The 24,385-nt window shown below is 63.1% G+C and carries 21 protein-coding genes; 17 read left to right on the top strand and 4 right to left on the bottom strand.

The genetic code is table 11. The features are described 5' to 3' along the window. Position 1: 1 nt before the first annotated feature. The 10 genes from ubiH (at position 2) to PVE35_RS23560 (ending at position 9,933) form a co-directional block, all read left to right on the top strand. Positions 2 to 1,186, top strand: a complete 1,185-nt coding sequence (gene ubiH / locus PVE35_RS23605) for a 2-octaprenyl-6-methoxyphenyl hydroxylase (RefSeq protein WP_277373171.1) — start codon at positions 2 to 4, stop codon at positions 1,184 to 1,186. Positions 1,187 to 1,279: 93 nt separating this feature from the next. Next, positions 1,280 to 2,497, top strand: coding sequence for a 2-octaprenyl-3-methyl-6-methoxy-1,4-benzoquinol hydroxylase (locus PVE35_RS23600; RefSeq protein ID WP_277373170.1), 1,218 nt, complete (start codon positions 1,280 to 1,282; stop codon positions 2,495 to 2,497). A 960-nt stretch (positions 2,498 to 3,457) separates the two neighbouring features. Further along, positions 3,458 to 4,459, top strand: a complete 1,002-nt coding sequence (locus PVE35_RS23595) for an extracellular solute-binding protein (RefSeq protein WP_277373169.1) — start codon at positions 3,458 to 3,460, stop codon at positions 4,457 to 4,459. 277 nt (positions 4,460 to 4,736) lie between these two features. After that, entirely contained in the window at positions 4,737 to 6,353 is a 1,617-nt protein-coding gene (locus tag PVE35_RS23590) for an iron ABC transporter permease (protein WP_277373168.1), read from the top strand. Positions 6,354 to 6,713: 360 nt separating this feature from the next. Next, the gene (gene gcvT / locus PVE35_RS23585; RefSeq protein ID WP_268179602.1) at positions 6,714 to 7,811 is read left to right on the top strand and encodes a glycine cleavage system aminomethyltransferase GcvT; all 1,098 of its coding nucleotides are present in this window, start codon (positions 6,714 to 6,716) and stop codon (positions 7,809 to 7,811) included. A gap of 92 nt (positions 7,812 to 7,903) precedes the next feature. Next, the gene (gene gcvH / locus PVE35_RS23580; RefSeq protein WP_277373167.1) at positions 7,904 to 8,293 is read left to right on the top strand and encodes a glycine cleavage system protein GcvH; all 390 of its coding nucleotides are present in this window, start codon (positions 7,904 to 7,906) and stop codon (positions 8,291 to 8,293) included. A gap of 269 nt (positions 8,294 to 8,562) precedes the next feature. Then, positions 8,563 to 8,877, top strand: coding sequence for a metalloregulator ArsR/SmtB family transcription factor (locus PVE35_RS23575; RefSeq protein WP_277373166.1), 315 nt, complete (start codon positions 8,563 to 8,565; stop codon positions 8,875 to 8,877). Continuing rightward, a complete protein-coding gene (locus PVE35_RS23570) occupies positions 8,874 to 9,308 on the top strand; it encodes a YeeE/YedE family protein (protein ID WP_268179597.1) in 435 nt (144 codons plus the stop codon). The genes PVE35_RS23575 and PVE35_RS23570 overlap by 4 nt, the downstream gene beginning before the upstream one ends. A 2-nt stretch (positions 9,309 to 9,310) precedes the next feature. Continuing rightward, positions 9,311 to 9,730: a DUF6691 family protein gene (locus tag PVE35_RS23565; protein WP_268179595.1), complete on the top strand. Its 420-nt coding sequence runs from the start codon at positions 9,311 to 9,313 to the stop codon at positions 9,728 to 9,730. A gap of 14 nt (positions 9,731 to 9,744) precedes the next feature. Continuing rightward, positions 9,745 to 9,933, top strand: a complete 189-nt coding sequence (locus tag PVE35_RS23560; RefSeq protein WP_268179593.1) for a DUF2892 domain-containing protein — start codon at positions 9,745 to 9,747, stop codon at positions 9,931 to 9,933. A gap of 97 nt (positions 9,934 to 10,030) precedes the next feature. Here PVE35_RS23560 and aguA read toward each other — a convergent pair whose 3' ends face one another. From aguA to PVE35_RS23540, 4 genes are all read right to left on the bottom strand, one after another. Continuing rightward, positions 10,031 to 11,137, bottom strand: coding sequence for an agmatine deiminase (aguA, locus tag PVE35_RS23555; protein ID WP_277373165.1), 1,107 nt, complete (start codon positions 11,135 to 11,137; stop codon positions 10,031 to 10,033). Positions 11,138 to 11,204: 67 nt separating this feature from the next. Further along, positions 11,205 to 12,089, bottom strand: a complete 885-nt coding sequence (gene aguB, locus PVE35_RS23550) for an N-carbamoylputrescine amidase (RefSeq protein ID WP_277373164.1) — start codon at positions 12,087 to 12,089, stop codon at positions 11,205 to 11,207. A gap of 339 nt (positions 12,090 to 12,428) precedes the next feature. Then, positions 12,429 to 13,070, bottom strand: a complete 642-nt coding sequence (locus tag PVE35_RS23545; protein ID WP_277373163.1) for a TetR/AcrR family transcriptional regulator — start codon at positions 13,068 to 13,070, stop codon at positions 12,429 to 12,431. A 95-nt stretch (positions 13,071 to 13,165) separates the two neighbouring features. Continuing rightward, positions 13,166 to 14,545: a glutamine synthetase family protein gene (locus tag PVE35_RS23540; protein ID WP_268179583.1), complete on the bottom strand. Its 1,380-nt coding sequence runs from the start codon at positions 14,543 to 14,545 to the stop codon at positions 13,166 to 13,168. Between the two features lie 715 nt (positions 14,546 to 15,260). Here PVE35_RS23540 and PVE35_RS23535 point away from each other — a divergent pair. The 7 genes from PVE35_RS23535 (at position 15,261) to PVE35_RS23505 (ending at position 23,578) form a co-directional block, all read left to right on the top strand. Continuing rightward, positions 15,261 to 16,619: a glutamine synthetase family protein gene (locus PVE35_RS23535; RefSeq protein ID WP_268179581.1), complete on the top strand. Its 1,359-nt coding sequence runs from the start codon at positions 15,261 to 15,263 to the stop codon at positions 16,617 to 16,619. A gap of 85 nt (positions 16,620 to 16,704) precedes the next feature. Next, positions 16,705 to 18,078: an aspartate aminotransferase family protein gene (locus tag PVE35_RS23530; protein WP_277373162.1), complete on the top strand. Its 1,374-nt coding sequence runs from the start codon at positions 16,705 to 16,707 to the stop codon at positions 18,076 to 18,078. Positions 18,079 to 18,209: 131 nt separating this feature from the next. Beyond that, complete coding sequence (locus PVE35_RS23525) at positions 18,210 to 19,307, top strand: polyamine ABC transporter substrate-binding protein (RefSeq protein WP_277373161.1); 1,098 nt, start codon at positions 18,210 to 18,212, stop codon at positions 19,305 to 19,307. 113 nt (positions 19,308 to 19,420) lie between these two features. After that, positions 19,421 to 20,512, top strand: a complete 1,092-nt coding sequence (locus PVE35_RS23520; protein WP_268179577.1) for a polyamine ABC transporter substrate-binding protein — start codon at positions 19,421 to 19,423, stop codon at positions 20,510 to 20,512. A gap of 54 nt (positions 20,513 to 20,566) precedes the next feature. Then, positions 20,567 to 21,721 (top strand): polyamine ABC transporter ATP-binding protein, encoded by a 1,155-nt coding sequence (potA, locus tag PVE35_RS23515; RefSeq protein ID WP_268179575.1) that lies wholly within the window; start codon positions 20,567 to 20,569, stop codon positions 21,719 to 21,721. A gap of 23 nt (positions 21,722 to 21,744) precedes the next feature. After that, positions 21,745 to 22,626, top strand: coding sequence for an ABC transporter permease subunit (locus PVE35_RS23510; protein ID WP_268184408.1), 882 nt, complete (start codon positions 21,745 to 21,747; stop codon positions 22,624 to 22,626). 82 nt (positions 22,627 to 22,708) lie between these two features. Beyond that, a complete protein-coding gene (locus tag PVE35_RS23505) occupies positions 22,709 to 23,578 on the top strand; it encodes an ABC transporter permease subunit (RefSeq protein WP_277373160.1) in 870 nt (289 codons plus the stop codon). The last annotated feature ends 807 nt before the right edge of the window (positions 23,579 to 24,385 follow it).

Below are 24,385 nucleotides of genomic sequence, written 5' to 3'. Positions count from 1 at the left end.
CATGGCCCAGGTGAACCTGGCGATCATCGGTGGCGGCCTGGTAGGCGCTAGCCTGGCCTTGGCCCTGCAGGAAACGGCGCGTCAGCGTGGCTGGCGTATCGCCCTGATCGAGCCTTTCGCTCCTGGCGATGCCTATCAGCCCAGCTACGACGCGCGCTCCACCGCGCTGTCCTACGGCAGCCGGCTGATCTACGAGCGCCTCGAGCTGTGGCAGGCCATCGCCCAGCGCGCCGAGCCGATCCGGCAGATTCATGTATCCGACCGTGGCCGTTTCGGCGCCACCCGTCTGCAGGCCATCGAAGAAGGTGTGCCCGCCCTGGGCTACGTGGTGGAGAACGCCTGGATCGGCCATTGCCTGTGGCAGGCCCTCGACCCCGAAATCGTCCAGTGGCACTGCCCGGCCGAGGTCAGTGCCTTGCAGCAGATCGAGGCTGGCTATCGCCTGCGCCTGAACGATGGCAGCACGCTGGATTGCCAACTGGCGGTGCTGGCCGACGGCGGTCGCTCCGGCCTGCGCGAGCAACTGGGCATCGCCGTCAGCCAGACGCCTTATGGGCAGAGCGCCATCATTGCCAACGTCAGCCCCCTGGAAGCTCATCGCGGCCAGGCCTTCGAGCGTTTCACCGACGAGGGGCCGATGGCCATGCTACCGCTGGACGGTAATCGTTGCGCCTTGGTCTGGACGCGCGCCAGCAGCGATGCCGAGCGGCTGATGGCCCTGAGCGAACGCGCTTTCCTTGACGAACTGCAACAGGCCTTCGGCTATCGCCTCGGTGCGCTGCGCCAGGTTGGCCAGCGCCATCTTTATCCCTTGTCACTGGTGGAAGCCCGCGAGCAGGTGCGGCCAAACCTGGTAGTGCTGGGCAATGCGGCGCACAGCCTGCACCCCATCGCGGGGCAAGGCTACAACCTCTCGCTGCGCGATACCCTGGCGCTGGCCGAGGTGCTGCAGCGCGGCGACGCGCCCTTGGGGGATTTCGCCACCCTGCAGCGTTACCTGCAGCGCCAGCAGATGGATCAGCAGCTTACGGTCGGCTTCTCCGACCGGGTGACGCGCCTGTTCAGTACCAACCAACCGCTGCTGGCCGCCGGGCGTAACCTCGGCCTGCTCGGGCTGGATCTGCTGCCACCTGCCAAGCGCTGGTTCGCCCGCCAGGCCATGGGCATGGGAACCCGCAGCCTGTGAGTAATTCCGTAGGGTGTCGCGGGGCCGCCCAGGCCGTGCGCAGCAAACGGAAGCCATGGTGCGCACGGCGCACCCTACGGTTTAAGGAGTGATATGCGCGCGGATCTGATCATCGTCGGTGCCGGAATGGTCGGCAGCACCCTGGCCCTGGCGCTGGAACACAGTGGCCTGGATATCCTCATCGTCGATGGCAGCCCGCTGAGCGTGGCGCCATTCGCCGCCGAGGCGCCGTTCGAGCCACGGGTCAGCGCCCTGTCGGTGGCCAGCCAGCGCATCATCGAGCGTCTCGATGCCTGGCAGGGCATCGCCAGCCGGCGCGCCTGCCCCTACGGCGAAATGCGCGTCTGGGATGGCTCTGGCACCGGCAGCATCCATTTCGCGGCGGCCAGCGTGCACGCCGACACCCTGGGGCATATCGTCGAGAACCGTGTGGTGCAGGATGCCCTGCTCGAACGCCTGCACGACAGCCAGATCGGCCTGTTGCCCAGTGCCCGTCTGGAGCAGTTGCGCCACAGCGGCGACGACTGGCTGCTGACCCTCACCGATGGTCGCCAGTTGCGCACGCCCTTGCTGGTGGCCGCCGATGGCGCCAACTCGGCGGTACGCCGCCTGGCCGGTTGCGCCACTCGCGAGTGGGATTATCTGCACCATGCCATCGTCACCAGCGTGCGTTGCGAGCGCCCGCACCAGGCCACCGCCTGGCAGCGTTTCACCGACGATGGTCCACTGGCCTTCCTGCCGCTGGCTGGGCCGGCTGGCGAGCACTGGTGCTCGATCGTCTGGTCGACCATCCCTGCCGAAGCCGAGCGCCTGATGGCGTTGGGCGACGAGGATTTCTGTCGGGAACTGACCCGCGCCTTCGAGTCGCGTCTGGGCCGCGTGCTGCATGCCGATTCGCGTCTGTGCATCCCGCTGCGTCAGCGTCATGCCAAGCGTTATGTCGAACCGGGCCTGGCGCTGATCGGCGATGCCGCGCACACCATCCACCCGCTAGCGGGGCAGGGGGTCAACCTGGGCTTTCTCGACGCCGCCGTGCTGGCCGAGGTGCTGCTGCATGCCGCCGAGCGTGGCGAGAACCTGGCCGACGAGCGCGTGCTGAGCCGCTACGAGCGCCGGCGCATGCCGCACAACCTGGCGATGATGGCGGCGATGGAAGGTTTCGAGCGGCTGTTCCAGGCCGATCCGCTGCCACTGCGCCTGCTGCGTAATATCGGCCTGGATCTGGTCGATGGCCAGGCCGAGGCCAAGGCGCTGTTCGTGCGTCAAGCGCTGGGGCTGTCGGGTGATCTGCCGGAGTTGGCGCGGGTCTGAGCTGGCCTGGTAAATGGATCTTCGCAGCGTTTGTGTGTTGTCTTTGGGCGTCTGTTCCGAATTGCCGCGTTTTTGCTGATGTTTTTAGTTTCGCCCTCCCGGGCGAGTCACTTTGCGGGCAAAGTAACCAAAACCTTCCGCCCGATCATCCGGCCCTCGCTGCGCGAGGGTTCGCTCACTCCATCGCCGTTCCAGAGGCCCGCCGCGAAGGGCCATCCCTGGCCCATCGCGGCTCTCGCGACATCCATGTCGCTCAACCTCTTCCACGACGATTGCGTTCGCCCTCCTGGGCGGGCTCTGCACGCGCCTGAACCTGCGGTAACCCAGAAGTAGCACGGAGTGGTTGCACATGAGGTCAGCCTTAGGGCTGACCGGGATGTCGGCTACAAGCCGGCAAGCTATCCAGGCGAATGAAACTGCTCGAATGAAACTATTGGTTTAATTCGACAGCCACGTTTTGGTTCCACTGTTACCAGAACACGTCGAGCATTCTTTGGAATGCCGGTTCGTTCAGGCGCGCGAATGGCCCCTTCAGGAGGGTGAGCGGAATCGTTGCGTAGAGGGGCGAGCAGCATGGATGCTGCGAGAGGCGTAATGGGCCAGGGATGGCCCATGTACGCCGACCCTCGGAGCGACGATGGAGCGAACGAACCCCGGCGCAGCCGGGGCCGGATGGCGGGCCAAGCCTTTTTGCCTTCTTTTGTGGCGTTTGACAAAGAAGGTCGCCGGGGGGCGAAACGGGAAATATCAGCAGAACGCGATAAGCAGCTTTACGCCGAGAACGAAAGCACACTCACACAAACTCGTCAGTCCAGTATCAACCAAGCATTCCCCCCTAAATACGAAGAACCTTGTAAATGCCTTGTAACAACTGGCCATCATTGCACGCTGTGTTTCATTGAGAAGCTAAATGCCATTCACTAGTATTCAGCCACTTTCACGACGATAGAGGCTGGTTCCATGAAGGCTCGCAACGCGCTCTTTGCCGCATTCACCCTCGGCACCCTGGCAACTGCCGTGCAGGCTGCCGATGAGGTGGTGGTCTACTCCGCCCGTATCGACGAGCTGATCAAGCCGGTGTTCGATGCCTACACCGAGAAGACCGGGGTCGAGGTGAAGTTCATTACCGACAAGGAAGCCCCGCTGATCGCCCGCCTCAAGGCCGAGGGCGCCAACACCCCGGCCGACCTGCTGATCACCGTCGATGCCGGCAACCTCTGGCAGGCCGAACAGGCTGGTGTGTTGCAGCCGACCGAGTCCGCGGTGATCGCCGCCAACATCCCGGCCCAGTACCGCTCCAGTACCGATAGCTGGACGGGCTTGTCGCTGCGTGCGCGCACCATCTTCTACTCCCCCGAGCGGGTCAAGCCGGAGGAGTTGTCCACCTACGAAGCCCTGGCCGACAAGAACTGGGAAGGCCGCCTGTGCCTGCGTACCAGCAAGAAGGTCTACAACCAGTCGCTGACCGCCACCCTGATCGAGGCCCACGGTGCCGAGCAGACCGAGGAAATCATCAAGGGCTGGGTCAACAACCTGGCCACCGACGTGTTCGCCGACGACACCGCCCTGCTGCAGGCCATCGATGCCGGCCAGTGCGACGTGGGCATCACCAACACCTATTACTATGGCCGTCTGCACAAGCAGAACCCGGATCTGAAGGTTAAACCCTTCTGGCCGAACCAGGATGGCCGTGGCGTGCACGTCAATCTGGCGGGTGCCGGGGTGACCAAGCACGCGCCGCATGCCGAGCAGGCCAGGAAGCTGCTGGAGTGGATGACCACTCCGGAAGCGCAGACCATCTTCGCCGGCGTCAACCAGGAATACCCGGCCAACCCGGCGGTCGAGCCGTCCGCTGAAGTCGCTTCCTGGGGCAGCTTCAAGGCCGACACCGTGGCCACCGAAGTGGCCGGCAAGCGCCAGGCCGAGGCGACCATGCTGATGGATCGCGCTGGGTGGCAGTGAGGCAGCTACAAGCTGCAAGCGACAAGCTTCAAGTAAGAGCAAAAGCGCTGTGTAGCAGTTGATCAGCTTCGATAGCCCGTCTGCACACTGACTTAGCTTGCAGCTTGCAGCTTGCAGCTTGCAGCTTGCAGCTTGCAGCTTGCAGCTTGCAGCTTGCAGCTTGCAGCTTGCAGCTTGCAGCTTGCAGCTTGCAGCTTGCAGCTTGCAGCCTCCGGCTGTTTTACTTCGACGCCCCGCCTGGTCGGGGCGTCGTCTTTTCTGTGTTCGAGGAATCCGCGTGCCGCATCCTGTCCAGCGTCGCTGGTATCCCATCGTCCTTGCCGCCGTTGCCCTGGTGTTGATGCCGTTGTCCGTGCTGCTGCTCAGCTGGCAAGACCTGGACACGCAGATCTGGGCGCACCTGTGGCAGACGCAGATGACGCGGCTGATCGGCAATACCCTGACCCTGGTGCTCGGTGTCGGCGTCGGGGTGAGCCTGCTCGGCGTCAGCTTGGCCTGGCTCACCAGCCTCTGCGAGTTTCCTGGCCGGCGCTGGCTGGACTGGGCGCTGATGCTGCCCTTCGCCATCCCCGCCTATGTGTTGGCCTTCGTCTTCGTCGGCCTGCTGGATTTCGCCGGCCCGGTGCAGACGTTGCTGCGTGAATGCTTCGGCAGCGGCGTGCGGCTACCCAGGGTGCGTTCCACCGGTGGGGTGATCATCGTTCTGGTGCTGGTGTTCTACCCCTACGTCTACCTGCTCGCGCGTACTGCCTTTCTGGCTCAGGGCAAGGGTTTGATGGAGGCGGCGCGGGTACTCGGGCAGACCCCCTGGCAAGCCTTCTGGCGCGTTGCCTTGCCGATGGCGCGCCCGGCCATCGGCGCCGGCCTGGCCCTGGCGCTGATGGAGACGCTGGCTGATTTCGGCGCGGTGTCGATCTTCAATTTCGATACCTTCACCACCGCCATCTACAAGACCTGGTACAGCTTCTATAGCCTGACCAGCGCCACCCAGCTCGCCAACCTGCTGTTGCTGGCAGTCGCCCTGGTGCTCTACGGCGAACGTCGTGCACGCGGTGCCGCGCGCCCTGCCAACGAGCGTGCCCGTGGCCGGGCGCTGTACCACCTGCGAGGCTGGAAGGCCGTGGCGGCCAGCGCCTGGTGCGGCCTGGTATTCGCCTGTGCCTTCGTCATCCCCATGCTGCAGTTGCTGGTCTGGTTCTGGCAGCGTGGGCGTTTCGACCTCGACGAGCGCTACGCCGGGCTGATCCTGCATACGCTCTATCTGGGTGGCATGGCGGCGCTGATCACGGTGAGCGTTGCGCTGCTGCTGGCCTTCGCCCGGCGCCAGGCGCCGACGCGCGCGATACGCGCCGGCGTGGCCTTCGCCAACCTCGGCTATGCGTTGCCGGGATCTGTGCTGGCGGTGGCGATCATGCTGGCGTTCAGCCTTCTCGACCGCGAACTGGTGATCCCGTTGGCCGGCGCGCTCGGTGGCGTCGGCAAGCCGCTGCTGTTGGGCAGCCTGGCGGCGCTGCTGGTGGCTTACCTGATTCGCTTCCTGGCCGTGGCCTACGGGCCGCTGGAAACCAGCCTGGCGCGCATCCGCCCGTCGCTGCCGGAGGCCTCGCGCAGCCTGGGCGTCGGTGGCCTCGGCCTGTTCCTGCGGGTCTATCTGCCGTTGCTGCTGCCCGGCACCCTGTCGGCGGCGCTGCTGGTGTTCGTCGACGTGCTCAAGGAAATGCCGGCCACCCTGCTGATGCGCCCCTTCGGTTGGGACACCTTGGCCGTGCGGGTGTTCGAGATGACCAGCGAAGGCGAATGGGCACGTGCCTCGCTGCCGGCGCTGACCCTGGTGGCGGTCGGCCTGTTGCCGGTGATCCTGCTGATCCGCCGCTCGGCGCGGCGTTTCGGTTGAGGGCGACGAAGCTGGCGGCAGGCTCGATGGAGCATTCTCGGATTGCATCCGGGCCAAGACTGCGGGACGACCTTTGGTCGGGTGACCCCTGCCCACCTTGCGGCTACAATGCGCGCCATTCGCGAGCCGGCCCACCCGGCAGACGTGTCGAGAAGCGTAGGCGACGACTGCATGGACGCAGGAGGTAGAGTGAAGCAGGAAGCTCGAGCCGAGGCTGCCAGCGCAAGGCGCAGGCAAGCGAGAAAGCGCAGTGTGCTCCTGCACATGAGCATTTCAAGCTTGTCTGCAACGCAGCAATGGCAACGCAGCTAGCTTCTCGGGGGTCTGAATCGCTTCGCCAAGCCCGGAAGGAGATTACCCATGGGACAGCGTACACCCCTCTATGACCTGCACCTGGCGCTGGGTGCCAAGATGGTGGATTTCGGTGGCTGGGACATGCCACTGCACTACGGTTCGCAGGTAGAGGAGCATCATCAGGTACGCCGCGAGTGCGGCGTATTCGACGTTTCCCACATGTGCGTGGTGGACGTCACCGGCAGCCAGGCGCAGGCCTATCTGCAACGCCTGCTGGCCAATGACGTGGCGCGTCTGCAGAATCCCGGCATGGCGCTGTACAGTGCCATGCTCAACGAACGCGGCGGAGTGGTCGACGATCTGATCGTCTACCTCACCGGCTCTTCTGCCCAGGAGCAGGGCTACCGCCTGGTGGTCAACGCCGGCACCCGCGACAAGGATCTGGCCTGGATGCACGCTCAGGCCGGCGACTTCGCTGTCGAGCTGCGTGAGCGCCGCGACCTCTCGATACTGGCCATTCAAGGCCCCAAGGCCCGTGCCCGTGTCGCCGAACTGGTGACCCAGGCTCGCGCTGCGCTGATCCACGAACTCAAGCCGTTCCAGGGGCTGCCCGAGGGCGACTGGTTCATCGCCCGCACCGGCTACACCGGCGAGGATGGTCTGGAGATCATCCTGCCCAATGCCGGGGTGGTGGCCTTTCTCAACGAGCTGGTGGGCGCCGGTATCTCGCCCATCGGCCTGGGCGCGCGTGACACCCTACGTCTGGAGGCCGGGTTGAATCTCTACGGCCAGGACATGGACGAGAACGTCTCGCCGCTGGCGGCCAACATGGCCTGGACCATCGCCTGGGAGCCGGCCGAGCGTGACTTCATCGGCCGCACGGCGCTGCAGGCGCAGCGCACCGCCGGCTGCCCGAGCAAGCTGGTCGGCCTGGTACTGGAAGAGCGCGGTGTGCTGCGTGCCCATCAGGTGGTGCGGGTGCCCGAGGTGGGTGATGGCGAGATCACCAGCGGCAGCTTCTCGCCGACCTTGAACAAGTCCATCGCCCTGGCCCGCGTGCCGGTGGCCACCGGCGAGCGTGCCGAGGTGGAAATCCGTGGCAAGTGGTACCCGGTGCGGGTGGTGCAACCGAGTTTCGTGCGTAACGGCAAGACGCTGATTTGATCCCTGGGCCGTGATCCGGGCTTTCGCCCGCGTCACGGCCTGCTAAATTGTCCTGACGGCCTGCATGCCGTCATCGCTTAGAGGAATGACACATGAGCAATATCCCCGCCGATCTGCGTTATGCCGCCAGTCATGAATGGGCACGCCTGGAGGCCGATGGCAGCGTGACCGTGGGTATCTCCGACCACGCTCAGGAAGCGCTGGGCGACGTGGTATTCATCGAGCTGCCGGAAATCGGCAAGCAACTGGCCGCTGGCCAGGAGGCCGGCGTGGTGGAGTCGGTCAAGGCTGCTTCCGACATCTATGCGCCGGTCGGTGGCGAGGTCATCGCCATCAACGAAGCCCTGGCCGACAGCCCGGAAAGTGTCAACAGCGATCCTTACGGGAGCTGGTTCTTCAAGCTCAAGCCGAGCGATGCCAGCGAGCTGGACAAGCTGCTCGATGCCGCCGCCTATCAGGCCGCCGCTGACGCCGACGCCTGATTGGCGTGGCCCGACGAGAAACCCGCTGCGGCGGGTTTTTTCGTTTTCGGCGCCCTAGCAGGCAATGCCTAGCAGCGCTGGCCTCTGGGGCTGGCAGTGGGGCGGCGATGATCGCGAATGCATGCGCTCCGACAGGGCAATGCCTCGTAGCCGGATGCAATCCGGGGCAGGCTTGCATCGGGGCTACGGCTGACCGTTGGTCGCCTGGGCTATCACTTCTCATGAATACAATATATATAAATACATATTGTTTTAACTGAAGGTAACTTATGGCCGGTCCGATCGATATCCAGCAACTGCGCGCCAATGCCGATGCCGCCGGGCAGTTGCTCAAGGCACTGGCCAATCAGGATCGCCTGTTGCTGCTCTGCCAGCTCTCCCAGGGTGAGCGTAACGTCAGCGAGCTGGAAGCTCTGCTGGGTATCCAGCAGCCCACCTTGTCCCAGCAACTGGCGGTGCTGCGGCGTGAGGGGCTGGTGGCGACCCGTCGCGATGGCAAGCAGATCTTCTACCGCATTAGCAGCCCGGCGGCACTGGCGGTGATCGAAACGCTCTACCGCCTGTTCTGCGAGGGGCAATCATGAATATCGATTGGGCCAGCTTCACGCCCTGGAGCGCACTGGCTGGCGGCGCCCTGATCGGCTTGGCGGCTGCCGTATTCGCCCTGGCCAATGGTCGTATCGCCGGTATCAGCGGCCTGCTCGGCAGCCTGTTGCAGCGTGGTGGCGAGGGGCGCGGCGAGAAGGCGGCTTTCCTTCTCGGCCTGCTGCTGGCTCCAGTGCTCTGGGGGCTGTTCGCGGCCTTGCCGCCGATTCATTTCGATACCGGCAGTCTGGGGCTGATCGGCGCCGGCCTGCTGGTGGGCATCGGCACTCGTTATGGCTCGGGCTGCACCAGTGGTCATGGCGTCTGCGGTATTTCCCGTCTGTCGCCGCGCTCGCTGGTGGCCACTCTGTGCTTCATGGGCACGGGGTTCGCCACGGTCTTTGTCCTGCGTCATCTTCTGGGGGCCTGAACGTGGTCAGACTCAGTGCATTCGTTTGCGGTCTGCTGTTCGGCCTGGGCCTGTTGCTGGCGGGCATGGCCGATCCGCACAAGGTACTGGCCTTTCTCGATCTGGCCGGCGCCTGGGATCCGTCCCTGGCATTGGTGATGGCGGGCGCCATAGGTATGGCGGCATTGCCGCTGAACCTGGCGCAGCGCCGCGGCCAGGCACTGCTGGGCGGCGCCATGCAATTGCCGACGCGACGTGACCTGGACGCCCGCCTGATCGGCGGCAGTCTGTTGTTCGGCGTCGGCTGGGGTATCGCCGGTATCTGCCCGGGCCCGGCCGTGGCCATCCTGCTGACCGGGCACTGGCAAGCGCTGCTGTTTGTCGCGGCGATGCTGGTCGGCATGCTGATCTTTACCGCGCTGGAGGGCTGGCGCGGGCGTTGACCTGGAGATACTCGATGAATGCCAATGTGGGAACCCTGGATCGCAGCCTGCGCATCGCCGTGGGCCTGATACTGATTGCGCTGAGCCTGGCTGGCGTCATTGGCCTGTGGGGCTGGATCGGTGTGGTGCCGCTGGCCACCGGCATCTTGCGTTACTGCCCGATTTACCCGCTGCTGGGTATCAATACCTGCAAGATGAAATGACGCCCGTTGACTAAGCGAGAACGCCCGGCGGGTGCCGGGCGTTCTCAGGCTTGCCAGCGCCTGTGGGAGGCGCTTCAGCGACGTGCCTTCGCAGGGCTCAGGCCTTTTGCGGCGCCGGTTGCTGCTGGGTGATGCAGTGGATGTTGCCGCCGCCGAGGAGGATCTCGCGGCCTGGTACCATCACCACGCGGTGCTCGGGGAAGATGCGTCCGAGGATGGCGCGGGCTTCTTCATCCTTGGGATCGTCGAAGCTGGGCGCGACGATGCCGCCGTTGACGATGAGGAAGTTGACGTAGGAGCCGGCCAGGCGAACTTCCGGGCTGCGCTCCTGGCTGCTGTCGGCCATGTCGACGCCGGCGCATTCCTCGGCGGTGGCATGCAGCGGGCCGGGAATCGGCATCTTGTGCACGATCAATTGGCGGCCTTTGGCATCACGGGTGTTTTCCAGCACGCCCATGGCGGCCTGGCAGCGCGGGTAGTTGGGGTCGTTCTCGTCGTCGGTCCAGGCCAGCAGCACCTCACCGGGACGCACGTAACAGCAGAAGTTGTCGACGTGGCCATCGGTCTCGTCGTTGTACAGGCCGTGCGGCAGCCAGATCACCGTATCGATGGCCAGATGCTCGCGCAGCACCTGCTCGATCTCTTCGCGCGACAGGTGCGGGTTGCGGTTCTGGTTCAGCAGGCACTCTTCGGTGGTGATCAGCGTGCCTTCGCCATCGACATGGATCGAGCCGCCCTCGAGGACGAAACCCTCGGTACGGTAGCGCTTGCAGCCTTCTATCTCGAGGATCTTGCGGGCCACCTGATCGTCGCGCTGCCAGGGCCAGTAGAGGCCGCCGTTGAAGCCGCCCCAGGCATTGAACGCCCAGTCCACGCCGCGCACTTCGCCGCTGTCATTGATCACGAAGGTCGGGCCGGTGTCGCGCACCCAGGCATCGTCGGTGGTGATTTCCACCACGCGGATATTGCTCATGTCCAGCCGCGCGCGGGCATTCTCGTATTGCGCGGCGCTGACGCACATGGTCACCGGCTCGAACTGGGCGATGGCACGGGCGACGGCGGCGTAGGCGGCCTGCGCCGGCTTGCCGCCATTGCGCCAGTTGTCCGGACGTTCGGGCCAGACCATCCAGGTCTGGCTATGTCGTGCCCACTCGGCGGGCATGTGGAAACCATCGGCGCGAGGGGTGGTGCTGAGGGTGGTCATATTTCGCTTCCGTAGGGTGCGCCATGCGCACCGGCAAAATGTTTGGGGGCTAGGTGCGCACAGCGCACTACGGGCTCGACGGCGTTTCGCCATCGAGCGTGGAAAGTGGCCAGTATAGGTTCGGCCGGCGGTCGCGGAATACACCCCAGCTAGTGCGCGTCTTCTCCAGGGCAGTGAGGTCGAAGCTGTGCACCAGGATGCCTTCCTCGCTCTGATCCAGTTCCTTGACCTTCGCACCGTACTGGTCGGCGATGAACGAGCTGCCGTAGAAGGTGATGTCGTAGCCGTCCTGTTCCTCGCGGCCGATGCGATTGCTGGCCACCAGCGGCATCAGGTTGGCGCCGGCATGGCCCTGTTGCACGCGCTGCCAGTGCTCGCGCGAGTCGATGCCGGCATCGTGCGGTTCGCTGCCGATGGCGGTGGGGTAGAAGAGGATTTCCGCGCCCATCAGCGCCATGCTACGCGCGCATTCGGGGAACCACTGATCCCAGCAGATACCCACGCCGATGCGGGCGTAGGCGGTGTCCCAGACCTTGAAGCCGGTATCGCCGGGGTTGAAGTAGTACTTCTCGTGGTAGCCAGGGCCGTCCGGGATATGGCTTTTCCGATAAATCCCGAGATTGCTGCCGTCGGCATCGATGATGGCGATGCTGTTGAAACGGGCGCGTCCGGCGCGCTCGAAGAAGCTGATCGGCAATACCACCTTCAACTCCGCCGCCACCTTGCTGAAGTGCGCGATGGCTGGGTTCTCGTCCACCGTGGTTGCCAACTGGCTGTAGTCGGCATTGGGCTTCTGGCAGAAGTAGGGGGTCTCGAACAATTCCTGGATCAGGATGATCTGTGCACCCTGGGCGGCCGCCTGGCGCACCAGCTTTTCGGCGTTGGCGATATTGGCGGCGCTATCCCAGGAGCAGGCCATCTGGGTTGCGGCAACGGTGACGATACGGGACATAAGGCACCTCTTGGTTCGTGTGCAGGCCTGTGGAAGCCATGCATGGGGCGCCATGGCAAGCTTCGACATGGCTGAGTGCTCAATTTATATTCGATAAATATCGATATTGGAAGGGTTTCAGTGCTCTGGTTATGAGATATTTCCGATTTTTATCGAATAAATATCTGGATTTTGAGTGCATACCCTGCATGCGGGTTTCAGTGGCGAAGGGAGAGCGCTGAGAATCGCGAATAAATTCACCTACCGACCGAGCTGCCTGTAGGCGCGGATTTATCCACGAAAGGGGCTGGCACCGAGCCCGTGAACCTGGCAAATGCCTTTGCCCGCCCAAAGGGGGGCTCAGCCCAGCGGTGCGGGGCGTTTGGGCAGGGCGGCGGGCAGGTACAGGCCGAGGTAGGCATCGAACACGCGCATGCCCTCTTCGGCCAGGCGCGGGGTGATGCTGCCGTGCAGTTGCACGGAGCGGGCATAGACGCGATCACCGAGCGACATGGCCAGGTTGAAGACGTCGATATCCTCCGGCAATTGCGGCAGGGGAAAGTGGCGGTCGAACAGCGCGCGCATCAACCGGCCCAGCTCCTGGTCGTACTGGTGATCGGCCTGGGTCACTTCGGCCAGACCATGTTGCGCCAGGATCAGTTGCCGGGCGGCGGCGTCTGTGGCGTAGATGGCCAGTATGCGCTGTTCCACCAGGCGTGAGAGGTCGTGCCAGGTGCGCAGGGCGGCATGCTCGACCGGCTCCTGCAGGCTGGCACGAAAGGCTGCGTGTACGTCACTGGTCAAGCCTTCGAGCAGGGCCGGTACGCTGGCGAAGAAATGGTAGATCGAGGAGGGCGGAATGCCGGCGCGTTCGGCTACCGAGTAGATCGACAGGTTGGCCATGCCCTGTTCGGCCAGCAGTTCACGCGCGGCCGCGAGGATCTGGGCGATCCTCGCCTGGCTGCTGGCGCGTGGCTTGCGCGGGCTGGCAGTGCGCGACATGGCGAAGCTCCTCTGGGCATGAGGCGCTATTGGACGCCAGGCTACGCCGGCGATGCAAGCCATGCCGCGCCTGCTCGAGGGCATGGCGCGTGCCGTTACACGGTGTGCAGGTACCAGTTGTATTCGAGGTCGGAGATGGTGGTCTCGAACTCCTGCAGCTCGGCTTCCTTGCACGCGACGAAGATGTCGATGTATTTGGGATCGATGTACTTGTTCAGCACTTCACTATCGTCCAGCTCGCGCAAGGCATCGCGCAGGTTGTTCGGCAGGCTGGGTTCGAGCTGTTCGTAGGCGTTGCCTTCCACCGGCTCACCGGGCTCGATCTGATTGGTCAGACCGTGGTGGATGCCGGCGAGGATCGACGCCAGCATCAGGTAGGGGTTGGCGTCGGCACCGGCTACGCGGTGTTCGATGCGCACGGCGTCCGGGCTGCCGGTGGGCACGCGTACGGCTACGGTGCGGTTGTCCAGTGCCCAGCTCGGTGCGTTGGGGACGTAGAAGTTGGCACCGAAACGGCGGTAGGAGTTGACGTTGGGGCAAAGGAAGGCCATGGATGCGGCCAGGGTGTCGAGGATGCCGCCGACGGCGTGGCGCAGCGAACTGTTGGTCAGCGGATCTTCGGCCGCAAAGATGTTCTGCCCGGTCTTCTTGTCCAGCAGCGAGATGTGCACGTGCAGGCCATTGCCCGCCTGGCCCGGATAGGGCTTGGCCATGAAGGTGGAGTCCATCTCATGGTCGTAGGCGATGTTCTTGATCAGGCGCTTGAGCAGCAGAGCATAGTCGCACGCCTTGATGGCGTCCTCGACGTGGTGCAGGTTGACCTCGAACTGCGCCGGGGCACTTTCCTTGACGATGGCGTCGGCCGGAATGTCCTGTTCCTTGGCGGCTTCGAGCATGTCCTGCAGGCAGTCGACGTATTCGTCGAGGTCGTCGATCAGGTACACCTGAGTGGACTGTGGACGCTTGCCGGAAATGGGCGAGCGTGGCGGCTGCGGACGGCCGTTCACGTTCTCCTGGTCGATCAGGTAGAACTCCAGTTCAAAGGCTGCGCAGATACGCAGGCCCAGTTCGTCGAACTTCTGCACCACCTGGCGCAATACCTCGCGCGGGTCGGCGAAGAAAGGCGTGCCGTCCAGCTCGTGCATGGTCATCAGCAGTTGCGCGGTAGGGCGCTTCTGCCAGGGCTCGTTGCACAGGGTATTGGGGATGGGAAAGCAGATACGGTCAGCATCGCCGATGTCCAGGCCGAGGCCGGTGCTTTCGACGGTGGCGCCATTGATGTCGAGGGCGAAGAGCGAGGCGGGCAGGTTGATGCCTTTCTCGTACACCTTATGGAGGGCGTTACGGTCGATGCGCTTGCCGCGCACCACTCCGTTCATATCTGCAATAAGAAGGTCGACGAACTGGACCTCGGGATGTTCCTTGAGGAACGCGTTCGCTTCGTTAAGCTGAACGGCACGCGGGGGTACCGACATGATGCAACACCTTTTTGTTAAATATATCAATCATGCGACTGCATGGGTGTGAGTCAATCCGAAACGCACATTGCTGTCAAGCAGGCGCCATGGTGCCCTCAAGTGGGGCATTGCGGCCATTTTTGGGGCGTTTCAGGGCATTGCAGGTGGGCTCCAGCCTTAGCCGCTCGCGGTGCTCAATGGGGTGTGTTCGATTTTTTACAGACCTATTGTGTAAAAAAATGAACAAGGCTAAGCTCCGATCAAACCCACTAACAGCAATAACACGGGTGTCTCATGTCTCGCTTGCCGATCATCGGCTTCAGCGCTCGCTCCAGGGGCTTCGCTTCGGCCTCTCGGGGAATACCAGTCGAGCGCGCTGCGATCTTGTGCCGATGGCCTGTCGATGCGCCATCAGGCTTCTGCGTAACCCTTTCTCCTGCTGGCGTCACCCGTTCCTCCCTGGATGTTCAAGATAGTGCGTCGAGTTCGCCTCTGCCGGCTTCTGCTGCTGGCGCATCTTGTGCAGTGCTCTTGCAGGCCCGCGTCGCCGTGCCGCATGCCGGAGTGATTGCAGCAAAAGCGTCGTGCTCGGAGTGCACTATCTTTCATCGCTAGCAGTTAGCATCTTGAGTTTGTCGTGCTCTCCCAGGCCTTTGGTGAGGTTTGCAGGGGGAGGACGGAGCAACGCTGAAGCGGCTATAACTCCAGCCGGTTCTACAACCCCGAGGTCTCTATGAGTACCAAGCTAGACCAGCTCACCAGCTGGCTGAAAGAACGCAAAATCACCGAAGTCGAATGCCTGATCAGTGACATGACCGGTATTGCCCGCGGCAAGATATCGCCGACCAACAAGTTCCTCGATGAAAAGGGCATGCGCCTGCCCGAAAGTGTGTTGCTGCAGACAGTGACCGGCGATTATGTCGAAGACGACATCTATTACGAGTTGCTGGACGAGGCGGACATCGACATGTTCTGCCGTCCCGACTCCGATGCGGTGTTCCTCGTGCCCTGGGCCATCGAGCCCACCGCCATGGTGATTCACGACACCTTCGACAAGCAGGGCAACCCTATCGAACTGTCGCCGCGCAACATCCTCAAGCGTGTGCTGCAGATGTACGCCGACAAGGGCTGGAAGCCCATCGTCGCGCCGGAGATGGAGTTCTACCTGACCAAGCGCAACAGCGACCCGGACTTCCCGCTGGTGGCACCGATGGGCCGCTCCGGCCGCCCGGAAGTAGGCCGGCAATCATTCTCCATCGACGCTGCCAACGAATTCGACCCGCTGTTCGAGGATGTCTACGACTGGTGCGAACTGCAGCACCTGGATCTCGACACGCTGATCCACGAAGACGGCCCGGCGCAGATGGAGATCAACTTCCGCCATGGCGAGGCCTTGCACCTGGCCGACCAGATCACCGTGTTCAAGCGCACCATGCGCGAGGCGGCGCTCAAGCATGACGTGGCCGCCACCTTCATGGCCAAGCCGATCACCGACGAGCCGGGCAGTGCCATGCACATTCACCAGAGCGTGGTGGACATCAAGACCGGCAAGAGCCTGTTCTCCAATGAGGACGGCACCATGAGCCAATTGTTCCTGCACCACATCGGTGGCCTGCAGAAGTACATCCCCGAGCTGCTGCCGCTGTTCGCCCCCAACGTCAACTCGTTCCGCCGTTTCCTGCCCGATACCTCGGCGCCGGTGAACGTCGAATGGGGCGAAGAGAACCGCACCGTGGGCCTGCGGGTGCCGGAGGCGAGCCCGCAGAACCGCCGCGTGGAGAACCGTCTGGCCGGTGCCGACGCCAACCCCTATCTGGTGCTGGCGGCGTCGTTGCTGTGTGGCTACATCGGCATGGTCGAGGGCATCAACCCCAGTGCGCCGGTCAAGGGTCGCGGCTACGAGCGTCGCAACCTGCGCTTGCCGCTGACCATCGAAGCGGCGCTGGAGCGCATGGAGGCGTGCAAGACCGCCGAGAAGTACCTCGGCGAGAAGTTCATGCGGGGCTATGTCGCGGTCAAGCGCGCCGAGCACGAGAACTTCAAGCGCGTGATCAGCTCCTGGGAGCGTGAGTTCCTGTTGCTGTCGGTGTAACGGGCCGTCGGCCGCGCCTGGCGCGGCCGCTGCCAATAATTTCTGCGTAGCGCCGATGGCGCTGTGTGTCAGCAAGGTGTTGGTAATGAACAAGCAAGCGAACAGCCCCAAGACCGCCCATTGGCAGGCCCTGAGCCAGGCCCATCATCTGGCGCCGTTCAGTGATTACAGGCAACTGGCCGAGAAGGGCCCGCGCATCATCACCGAGGCGAAGGGCGTGCACCTGTGGGACAGCGAGGGCCACAAGATCCTCGACGGCATGGCCGGCCTGTGGTGCGTGGCGGTCGGCTATGGCCGCGAGGAGCTGGTCGAGGCCGCTGCTCGGCAGATGCGCCAGTTGCCGTTCTACAACACCTTCTTCCAGACCGCCCACCCGCCGGTGCTGGAGCTGGCGCATGCCATCTCGCAACTGGCGCCGGCCGGCATGAACCATGTGTTTTTTACTGGCTCGGGCTCGGAAGGCAACGACACCATGCTGCGCCTGGTGCGCCACTACTGGGCGTGCAAGGGCCAACCGAGCAAGAAAATCATCATTGGCCGTGAGAACGGCTACCACGGCTCCACCGTGGCCGGTGCCAGCCTCGGTGGCATGAAGTTCATGCACGAGCAGGGCGACCTGCCGATTCCCGGCATTGCCCATATCCCGCAGCCCTACTGGTTTGGCGAGGGCGGCGACAAATCGCCCGAGGAATTCGGCATCTGGGCTGCCGACCAGTTGGAGAAGAAGATTCTCGAACTGGGCGAGGACAATGTGGCGGCCTTTATTGCCGAGCCGGTGCAGGGCGCTGGCGGCGTGATCATCCCGCCCGAAACCTACTGGCCGCGTATCAAGGAAATCCTCGGCAAGTACGACATCCTGTTCGTGGCCGACGAGGTGATCTGTGGCTTTGGTCGTACCGGCGAGTGGTTCGGCAGCCAGTACTACGATCTGAAACCCGACCTGATGACCATTGCCAAGGGCCTGACCAGCGGCTACGTGCCCATGGGCGGGCTGATCGTCAGCGACAAGGTGTTCGAGGTGATCGAGGCGCACGGCGACTTCAACCACGGCTTCACCTACTCCGGTCACCCGGTGGCAGCGGCGGTGGGCCTGGAGAACCTGCGCATTCTCAAGGAGGAAGGCATCGTCGAGCGGGTCAAGGCAGAAACGGCACCCTATTTGCAGCGTCGTCTGCGTGAGCTGGCCGATCACCCGCTGGTGGGTGAAGTGCGCGGCCTGGGCATGCTCGGCGCCATCGAACTGGTGCAGGACAAGGCCGCGCGCAAGCGTTACCCGGATGAAATGGCTGCCGGCATGGTCTGCCGTGGCCACTGCTTCAACAATGGTCTGATCATGCGTGCCGTGGGTGACACCATGATCATCGCGCCGCCCTTGGTGATCAGCCAGGCAGAAGTGGATGAGCTGGTCGAGAAAGCGCGCAAGTGCCTGGATCTGACCTTGCGTGACCTGTCGGTCTGAACGTCCGCAGTCACGGAAAGTTGTCAGCGGTGCCATGACCTTGCCAGACTGCGCCAGAGTGCGCGGGCCGGTGTGATGACAACGGCTTGCGCGACCTCTGGATTACCGACACAACAACAGGAGCTGTACGCATGAAAACAATCGGCAAGACCCTTCTCGCGTTGTCCCTGAGCGCGACCCTGGCAGGCGTTGCCCAGGCTGAAGACAAAGTGCTGCATGTCTACAACTGGAGCGACTATATCGCCGAAGACACCCTGGCCAACTTCGAGAAGGAAACCGGCATCAAGGTCGTCTACGACGTTTTCGACAGCAACGAGGTGCTGGAAGCCAAGCTGCTCGCCGGCAGCTCCGGCTACGACATCGTGGTGCCGTCCAACCCCTTCCTGGCCAAGCAGATCAAGGCCGGCGTGTTCCAGAAGCTGGACAAGTCCAAGCTGCCGAACTGGTCGAACCTGGACAAGGATCTGCTCAAGGCGCTGGAGCCGAGCGATCCGGGCAACCAGTACTCGATCCCCTACATGTGGGGCACCATCGGCATCGGCTACAACGTCGAGAAGGTCAAGGCTGCGCTGGGTGACAACGCCCCGGTGGACTCCTGGGATCTGGTGTTCAAGCCGGAGAACATGGAAAAGCTGAAATCCTGCGGCGTGTCCTTCCTCGATTCGCCGACCGAGATTCTGCCGGCCGCGCTGCACTACCTCGGCTACGCCCCGGACAGCAGCGACAAGGGTGAGCTGAAGAAGGCCGAAGAGCTGTTCATGAAGATTCGTCCGTCGGTGGCCTACTTCCACAGCTCCAAGTACATCTCCGACCTGGCCAACGGCAACATCTGCGTCGCCATCGGCTACTCCGGCGACATCTACCAGGCCAAGGCGCGTGCCGAAGAAGCCAAGAACGGTGTGCAGGTCAAGTACAACATCCCGAAAGAGGGCGCCGGCGCCTTCTTCGACATGCTCGCCGTACCGGCCGATGCCAAGAACGTCGAGGCCGCTCACGTCTTCCTCAACTACCTGATGAAGCCGGAAGTGATGGCCAGCATCACCAACTACGTGCAGTTCCCCAACGGTAACGCCGCTGCCACGCCGCTGGTGGATGAAGCCCTGCGCAACGACCCGGGTGTGTACCCGAGCCCGGCAGTGCTGAAGAAGATCTACACCTTCCCGGATCTGGCGCCTGCCGTGCAGCGCAACATGACCCGTAGCTGGACCAAGATCAAATCCGGTCGCTGATCGGATCTCGCGACACCTGGCGGCCAGCGCCGCCAGGTAGTCGCTGCTTCACGACGCGATTTCCTATAAAGTGCCGCGCTTTTTTGGCGGCGCAGCAATGCGAGGATGAACCTGTGCGAGTGACTCTGCCCAAGACCCTGATCGCCTTGGCTGCCGCCAGCCTGAGTGGCGCCGTGCTGGCCCAGCAGACGGTGCATATCTACAACTGGAGCGACTACATCGGCGAGCAGACGCTGGCCGAGTTCGAGAGCGCCACCGGCATCAAGCCGGTCTACGACGTGTTCGACTCCAACGAAACCCTCGAGGGCAAGCTGCTGGCCGGCAACACTGGCTATGACGTGGTGGTGCCGTCCAACCACTTCCTCGGCAAGCAGATCAAGGCCGGGGCCTTCCAGAAGCTCGACCGTAGCAAGCTGCCGAACTGGAACAACCTCGACCCGGCGCTGCTCAAGCAACTGGAGAAGAACGATCCCGGCAACCAGTACGCCGTGCCTTACCTATGGGGTACCAACGGCATCGGCTACAACGTCGAGAAGGTCAAGGCCGTGCTGGGTGTCGACGAGATCGATTCCTGGGCCGTGCTGTTCGAGCCGGAGAACATCAAGAAGCTCAGTCAGTGTGGCGTCGCCTTCCTCGACTCGGCCGACGAGATGATCCCGGCCATGCTCAATTACCTCGGCCTGGATCCCAACAGCACCAATCCCGACGATTACGCCAAGGCCGAAGCCAAGCTCATGGCTGTGCGCCCCTACGTCACCTACTTCAACAGCTCCAAGTACATCAGCGATCTGGCCAACGGCAACATCTGCGTCGCGGCGGGTTTCTCCGGCGACGTGCTGCAGGCCGCCGACCGGGCTGAAGAGGCCGGCAAGGGCATCGACATCGGCTACGCCATTCCCAAGGAAGGCGCCAACCTCTGGTTCGACATGCTGGCCATCCCGGCCGACGCACCGAACGTCGAGCCGGCTCACGCCTTCATCAATTACCTGCTCGATCCCAAGGTGATCGCCCAGGTCAGCGACTACGTCGGTTACGCCAACCCCAATACCAAGGCGGCCGAGCTGATGGATCAGGACGTGCGCAATGACCCGTCCGTGTACCCGCCACAAGCGGTGCTGGACAAACTCTACGTGTCGGCCGAGTTGCCGCCGCGTGTGCAGCGTTTGATGACTCGCACCTGGACCAAGGTCAAGTCGGGTCAGTAACAGTTCCTGCCTGGCCGCAGGGGCCGGGCACAATCTTCCGGGAGTTTTCCAATAATGGCTGTCGCTTCCAGCGCCTACAAAAAAGCCCTCGAGGGAAGCCAGACACCGAAAGAGGTGCTGGTGAAGATCGATCGGGTAACCAAGAAATTCGACGAGACAGTGGCAGTCGACGATGTCTCCCTGACCATCAATAAGGGTGAGATCTTCGCCCTGCTCGGTGGCTCGGGTTCGGGCAAATCCACGCTGCTGCGCATGCTCGCCGGCTTCGAGCGGCCCACCGAGGGGCGCATCATCCTCGATGGTGTGGACATCACCGACATGCCGCCTTACCAGCGGCCGATCAACATGATGTTCCAGTCCTACGCGCTGTTCCCGCACATGACCGTGGCGCAGAACATCGCCTTCGGCCTCAAGCAGGACGGCCTGCCCAAGGCCGAGATCGAAGAGCGCGTGGCCGAGATGCTCAAGCTGGTGCACATGACCCAGTACGCCAAGCGCAAGCCGCATCAGCTCTCCGGCGGGCAGCGTCAGCGCGTGGCCCTGGCCCGCTCGTTGGCCAAGCGGCCCAAACTGCTGCTGCTCGACGAGCCCATGGGCGCGCTGGACAAGAAACTGCGCTCGCAGATGCAGCTCGAGCTGGTGGAAATCATCGAACGCGTCGGCGTGACCTGCGTGATGGTGACCCACGATCAGGAAGAGGCCATGACCATGGCCCAACGTATCGCCATCATGCACCTGGGCTGGATCGCCCAGACCGGCAGCCCGGTGGACGTCTACGAAAGCCCGGCCAACCGTCTGGTGTGCGAGTTCATCGGTAACGTCAACCTGTTCGACGGCGAGATCACCACCGATGATGCCGACCACGCCATCATCGCCTGCCCGCAACTGGACAAGCCCATCTACATCGGCCACGGCATCAGTACCCGTGCCGAAGAGAAGCGGGTCACCTATGCCCTGCGCCCGGAAAAGCTGCTGATGGCCACCGAGCTGCCGGCCGATCACGAACACCCGGAATACAACTGGAGCCGGGGTCACGTGCACGATATCGCCTATCTCGGCGGCCACTCGGTGTTCTACGTCAAGCTCGACACCGGCCCGATTGTGCAATGCTTCATCGCCAACGCCGAGCGCCGTGGCAAGCGCCCCACCTGGGACGAGCCAGTGGTGGTGTACTGGGAAGACGACAGCGGCGTGGTACTGCAATCATGAAACTGGCCAAACTCTCGCGCTACCTGCCCAGCGGGCGGCATGTCGTGATCGGCATTCCGTTCCTGTGGCTGTTCCTGTTCTTCCTGTTGCCCTTCATCATCGTGCTGAAGATCAGCTTCGCCGAAGCCGACGTGGCCATTCCGCCCTACACGGAAATCTACGAGTGGGCGGACGACAAGCTGACCATCCTGCTCAACCTGGGTAACTACATCTTCCTCTCCGAGGATGCCTTGTATCTGTCGGCCTACCTCGGCTCGCTGCGTATCGCCCTGTTCAGCACCCTGCTGTGCCTGGTGATCGGCTACCCCATGGCCTACGCCATCGCCCGGGCGCCCAAGGACAAGCAGACCGTCTTCCTGCTGCTGATCATGATGCCGACCTGGACCGCGATCCTGATTCGCGTCTATGCCTGGATGGGCATTCTCGGCAACAACGGCCTGCTCAACAGCCTGTTGCAGAGCATCGGTCTGATCGATCAACCGCTGCAGATCCTCAACACCAACCTCGCGGTCTACATCGGCGTGGTCTATTCCTACCTGCCGTTCATGATCCTGCCGCTCTACGCCAACCTGGTGAAGCACGACCCGACCCTGCTGGAGGCTGCCTCCGACCTGGGCTCGAGCAACTTCAACAACTTCTGGCGCATCACCGTACCGCTGTCGAAGAACGGCATCATCGCCGGCTCCATGCTGGTGTTCATTCCGGTGGTGGGCGAGTTCGTCATCCCCGAACTGCTCGGTGGCCCGGAGACCCTGATGATCGGCAAGGTGCTGTGGCAGGAATTCTTCAACAACCGCGACTGGCCGGTAGCCTCGGCGCTGGCAGTGGTGATGCTGGCGATCCTGATGGTGCCCATCATCCTGTTCAACCGTAACCAGGCGAAAGAGCTGGAGGGGCGGCCATGAGTTATCCAATCGTGATGAGCCCGGCATCCTGTTCAACCGGCTTTTCAACCATAAGCGGAGCGAAAGAACTGGAGGGCCGGCCATGAAGCGTCTGAGTTTCTCCAATGTCATGCTCTGGGCGGGTCTGGCGTTCATCTACCTGCCCATGGTGATTCTGGTCATCTACTCGTTCAACGGCTCGCGTCTGGTGACGGTCTGGGGTGGCTGGTCGGTCAAGTGGTACGTTGGTCTGCTGGACAACACCCAGTTGATGAGCGCGGTTGCGCGCTCGCTGGAAATTGCCCTGTACACCGCCATCTCGGCGGTGATCCTCGGTACCCTGGCGGCCTTCGTGCTGACCCGCATCACCCACTTCAAGGGGCGTACCCTGTTCGGTGGCCTGGTCACCGCACCGCTGGTGATGCCGGAAGTGATCACCGGTCTGTCCTTGCTGCTGCTGTTCGTGCTGATGGCGCAACTGTTCGGCTGGCCGGCGCAGCGTGGCTTGAGCACCATCTGGATCGCCCACACCACCTTCTGCTCGGCCTATGTGGCAGTGGTGGTGTCGTCACGCCTGCGCGAGCTGGACATGTCCATCGAAGAGGCGGCCATGGATCTTGGGGCGCGGCCGTGGAAGGTGTTCTTCCTGATCACCGTACCGATGATCGCGCCGTCGCTGGCCGCTGGTGCCATGATGTCCTTTGCCCTGTCGCTGGACGACCTGGTGCTGGCCAGCTTCGTCTCTGGCCCGGGCTCCACCACCTTGCCGATGGAGATCTTCTCTGCCGTGCGTCTGGGGGTGAAGCCGGAGATCAACGCCGTGGCCAGCCTGATCCTGCTGGCGGTGTCCTTCGCCACCTTCCTGGCCTGGTTCTTCAGCCAGCGCGCCGAGGAAAAACGCAAGAAGGCCCTGCAGCAGGCGATGGACGAGACCACGGGCAAGGCCACTAGCTTGCAGGCGGAAAAGGCCTGATCGATCCTTAGTGATCCGAGAAACGGGCCTTTGGGGCCCGTTTTTCGTTGGGTCGGGGAATTTGATACCGGAGCGGCAAGTTTGTGTGTTGTCTTGTTGGTTGTTCGGGTGCTTGTTCCGAATTGCCGCGTTTTTGCTGATGTTTTTGGTTTCGCCCTCCCGGGCGAGTCACTTTGCGGGCAAAGTAACCAAAACCTCCGCCCTTTCATCCGGCCCTGGCTGCGCCAGGGTTCGTTCGCTCCATCGCCGCTCCAGAGGCCCGCCGCGGTGGGCCATCCCTGGCCCATCGCGGCTCTCGCGACATCCATGTCGCTCAACCTCTTCCACGACGATTCCGCTCACCCTCCTGGGCGGGCTCTGCACGCGCCTGAACCTGCGGTAACCCAGAATTAGCGTGGAGTGTTTGAACATGGGTCAGCCTTAGGGCTGACCTGAATGCCGGCTACAAGCCGGCAAGCTGTTCACTGCATGAAACTGCGCGAATGAAACTATTGGTTTAATTCAACCGCCACATCGCGACTTCACAGCTACCAGAGCACGCAGGACTAGCCTGGCACACCTGTTCGTTCAGGCGCGCAAATTCCCCCTTCAGGAGGCCGAACGCAGGCATTGCGCAGGGGGCGAGCGGCATGGATGCCGCGAGAGGCGTAATGGGCCAGGGATGGCCCATGTACGCCGACCCCGGAGCGATGCCGGAGTGAGGGGAGTCGAGCGAAGCGAGACCCGGATGGCGGGGGTGCGTTTCTTTTGCTTACTTTTCTTTGCGCAGTTCAAAGAAAAGTGAGTCGCCCGAGGGGGCGAAACAAG

It is taken from the genome of Pseudomonas sp. AA-38, assembly GCF_029457475.1.
Taxonomy (GTDB): domain Bacteria; phylum Pseudomonadota; class Gammaproteobacteria; order Pseudomonadales; family Pseudomonadaceae; genus Aquipseudomonas.
The sequence above is the reverse complement of the archived record's forward strand: the minus strand, read 5'-3'. Positions and strand labels throughout refer to the sequence as shown.

Coding starts and splice junctions, on each gene's coding strand:
- gcvH (WP_277373167.1), top strand. CDS start 7,904: ATGAGCAATATCCCCGCCGATCTGCGTTATGCCGCCAGTCATGAATGG.
- PVE35_RS23595 (WP_277373169.1), top strand. CDS start 3,458: ATGAAGGCTCGCAACGCGCTCTTTGCCGCATTCACCCTCGGCACCCTG.
- potA (WP_268179575.1), top strand. CDS start 20,567: ATGGCTGTCGCTTCCAGCGCCTACAAAAAAGCCCTCGAGGGAAGCCAG.
- aguB (WP_277373164.1), bottom strand. CDS start 12,089: ATGTCCCGTATCGTCACCGTTGCCGCAACCCAGATGGCCTGCTCCTGG.
- PVE35_RS23600 (WP_277373170.1), top strand. CDS start 1,280: ATGCGCGCGGATCTGATCATCGTCGGTGCCGGAATGGTCGGCAGCACC.
- aguA (WP_277373165.1), bottom strand. CDS start 11,137: ATGACCACCCTCAGCACCACCCCTCGCGCCGATGGTTTCCACATGCCC.
- PVE35_RS23575 (WP_277373166.1), top strand. CDS start 8,563: ATGGCCGGTCCGATCGATATCCAGCAACTGCGCGCCAATGCCGATGCC.
- PVE35_RS23545 (WP_277373163.1), bottom strand. CDS start 13,070: ATGTCGCGCACTGCCAGCCCGCGCAAGCCACGCGCCAGCAGCCAGGCG.
- PVE35_RS23535 (WP_268179581.1), top strand. CDS start 15,261: ATGAGTACCAAGCTAGACCAGCTCACCAGCTGGCTGAAAGAACGCAAA.
- PVE35_RS23560 (WP_268179593.1), top strand. CDS start 9,745: ATGAATGCCAATGTGGGAACCCTGGATCGCAGCCTGCGCATCGCCGTG.
- gcvT (WP_268179602.1), top strand. CDS start 6,714: ATGGGACAGCGTACACCCCTCTATGACCTGCACCTGGCGCTGGGTGCC.
- PVE35_RS23505 (WP_277373160.1), top strand. CDS start 22,709: ATGAAGCGTCTGAGTTTCTCCAATGTCATGCTCTGGGCGGGTCTGGCG.
- PVE35_RS23530 (WP_277373162.1), top strand. CDS start 16,705: ATGAACAAGCAAGCGAACAGCCCCAAGACCGCCCATTGGCAGGCCCTG.
- PVE35_RS23540 (WP_268179583.1), bottom strand. CDS start 14,545: ATGTCGGTACCCCCGCGTGCCGTTCAGCTTAACGAAGCGAACGCGTTC.
- PVE35_RS23570 (WP_268179597.1), top strand. CDS start 8,874: ATGAATATCGATTGGGCCAGCTTCACGCCCTGGAGCGCACTGGCTGGC.
- PVE35_RS23525 (WP_277373161.1), top strand. CDS start 18,210: ATGAAAACAATCGGCAAGACCCTTCTCGCGTTGTCCCTGAGCGCGACC.
- ubiH (WP_277373171.1), top strand. CDS start 2: ATGGCCCAGGTGAACCTGGCGATCATCGGTGGCGGCCTGGTAGGCGCT.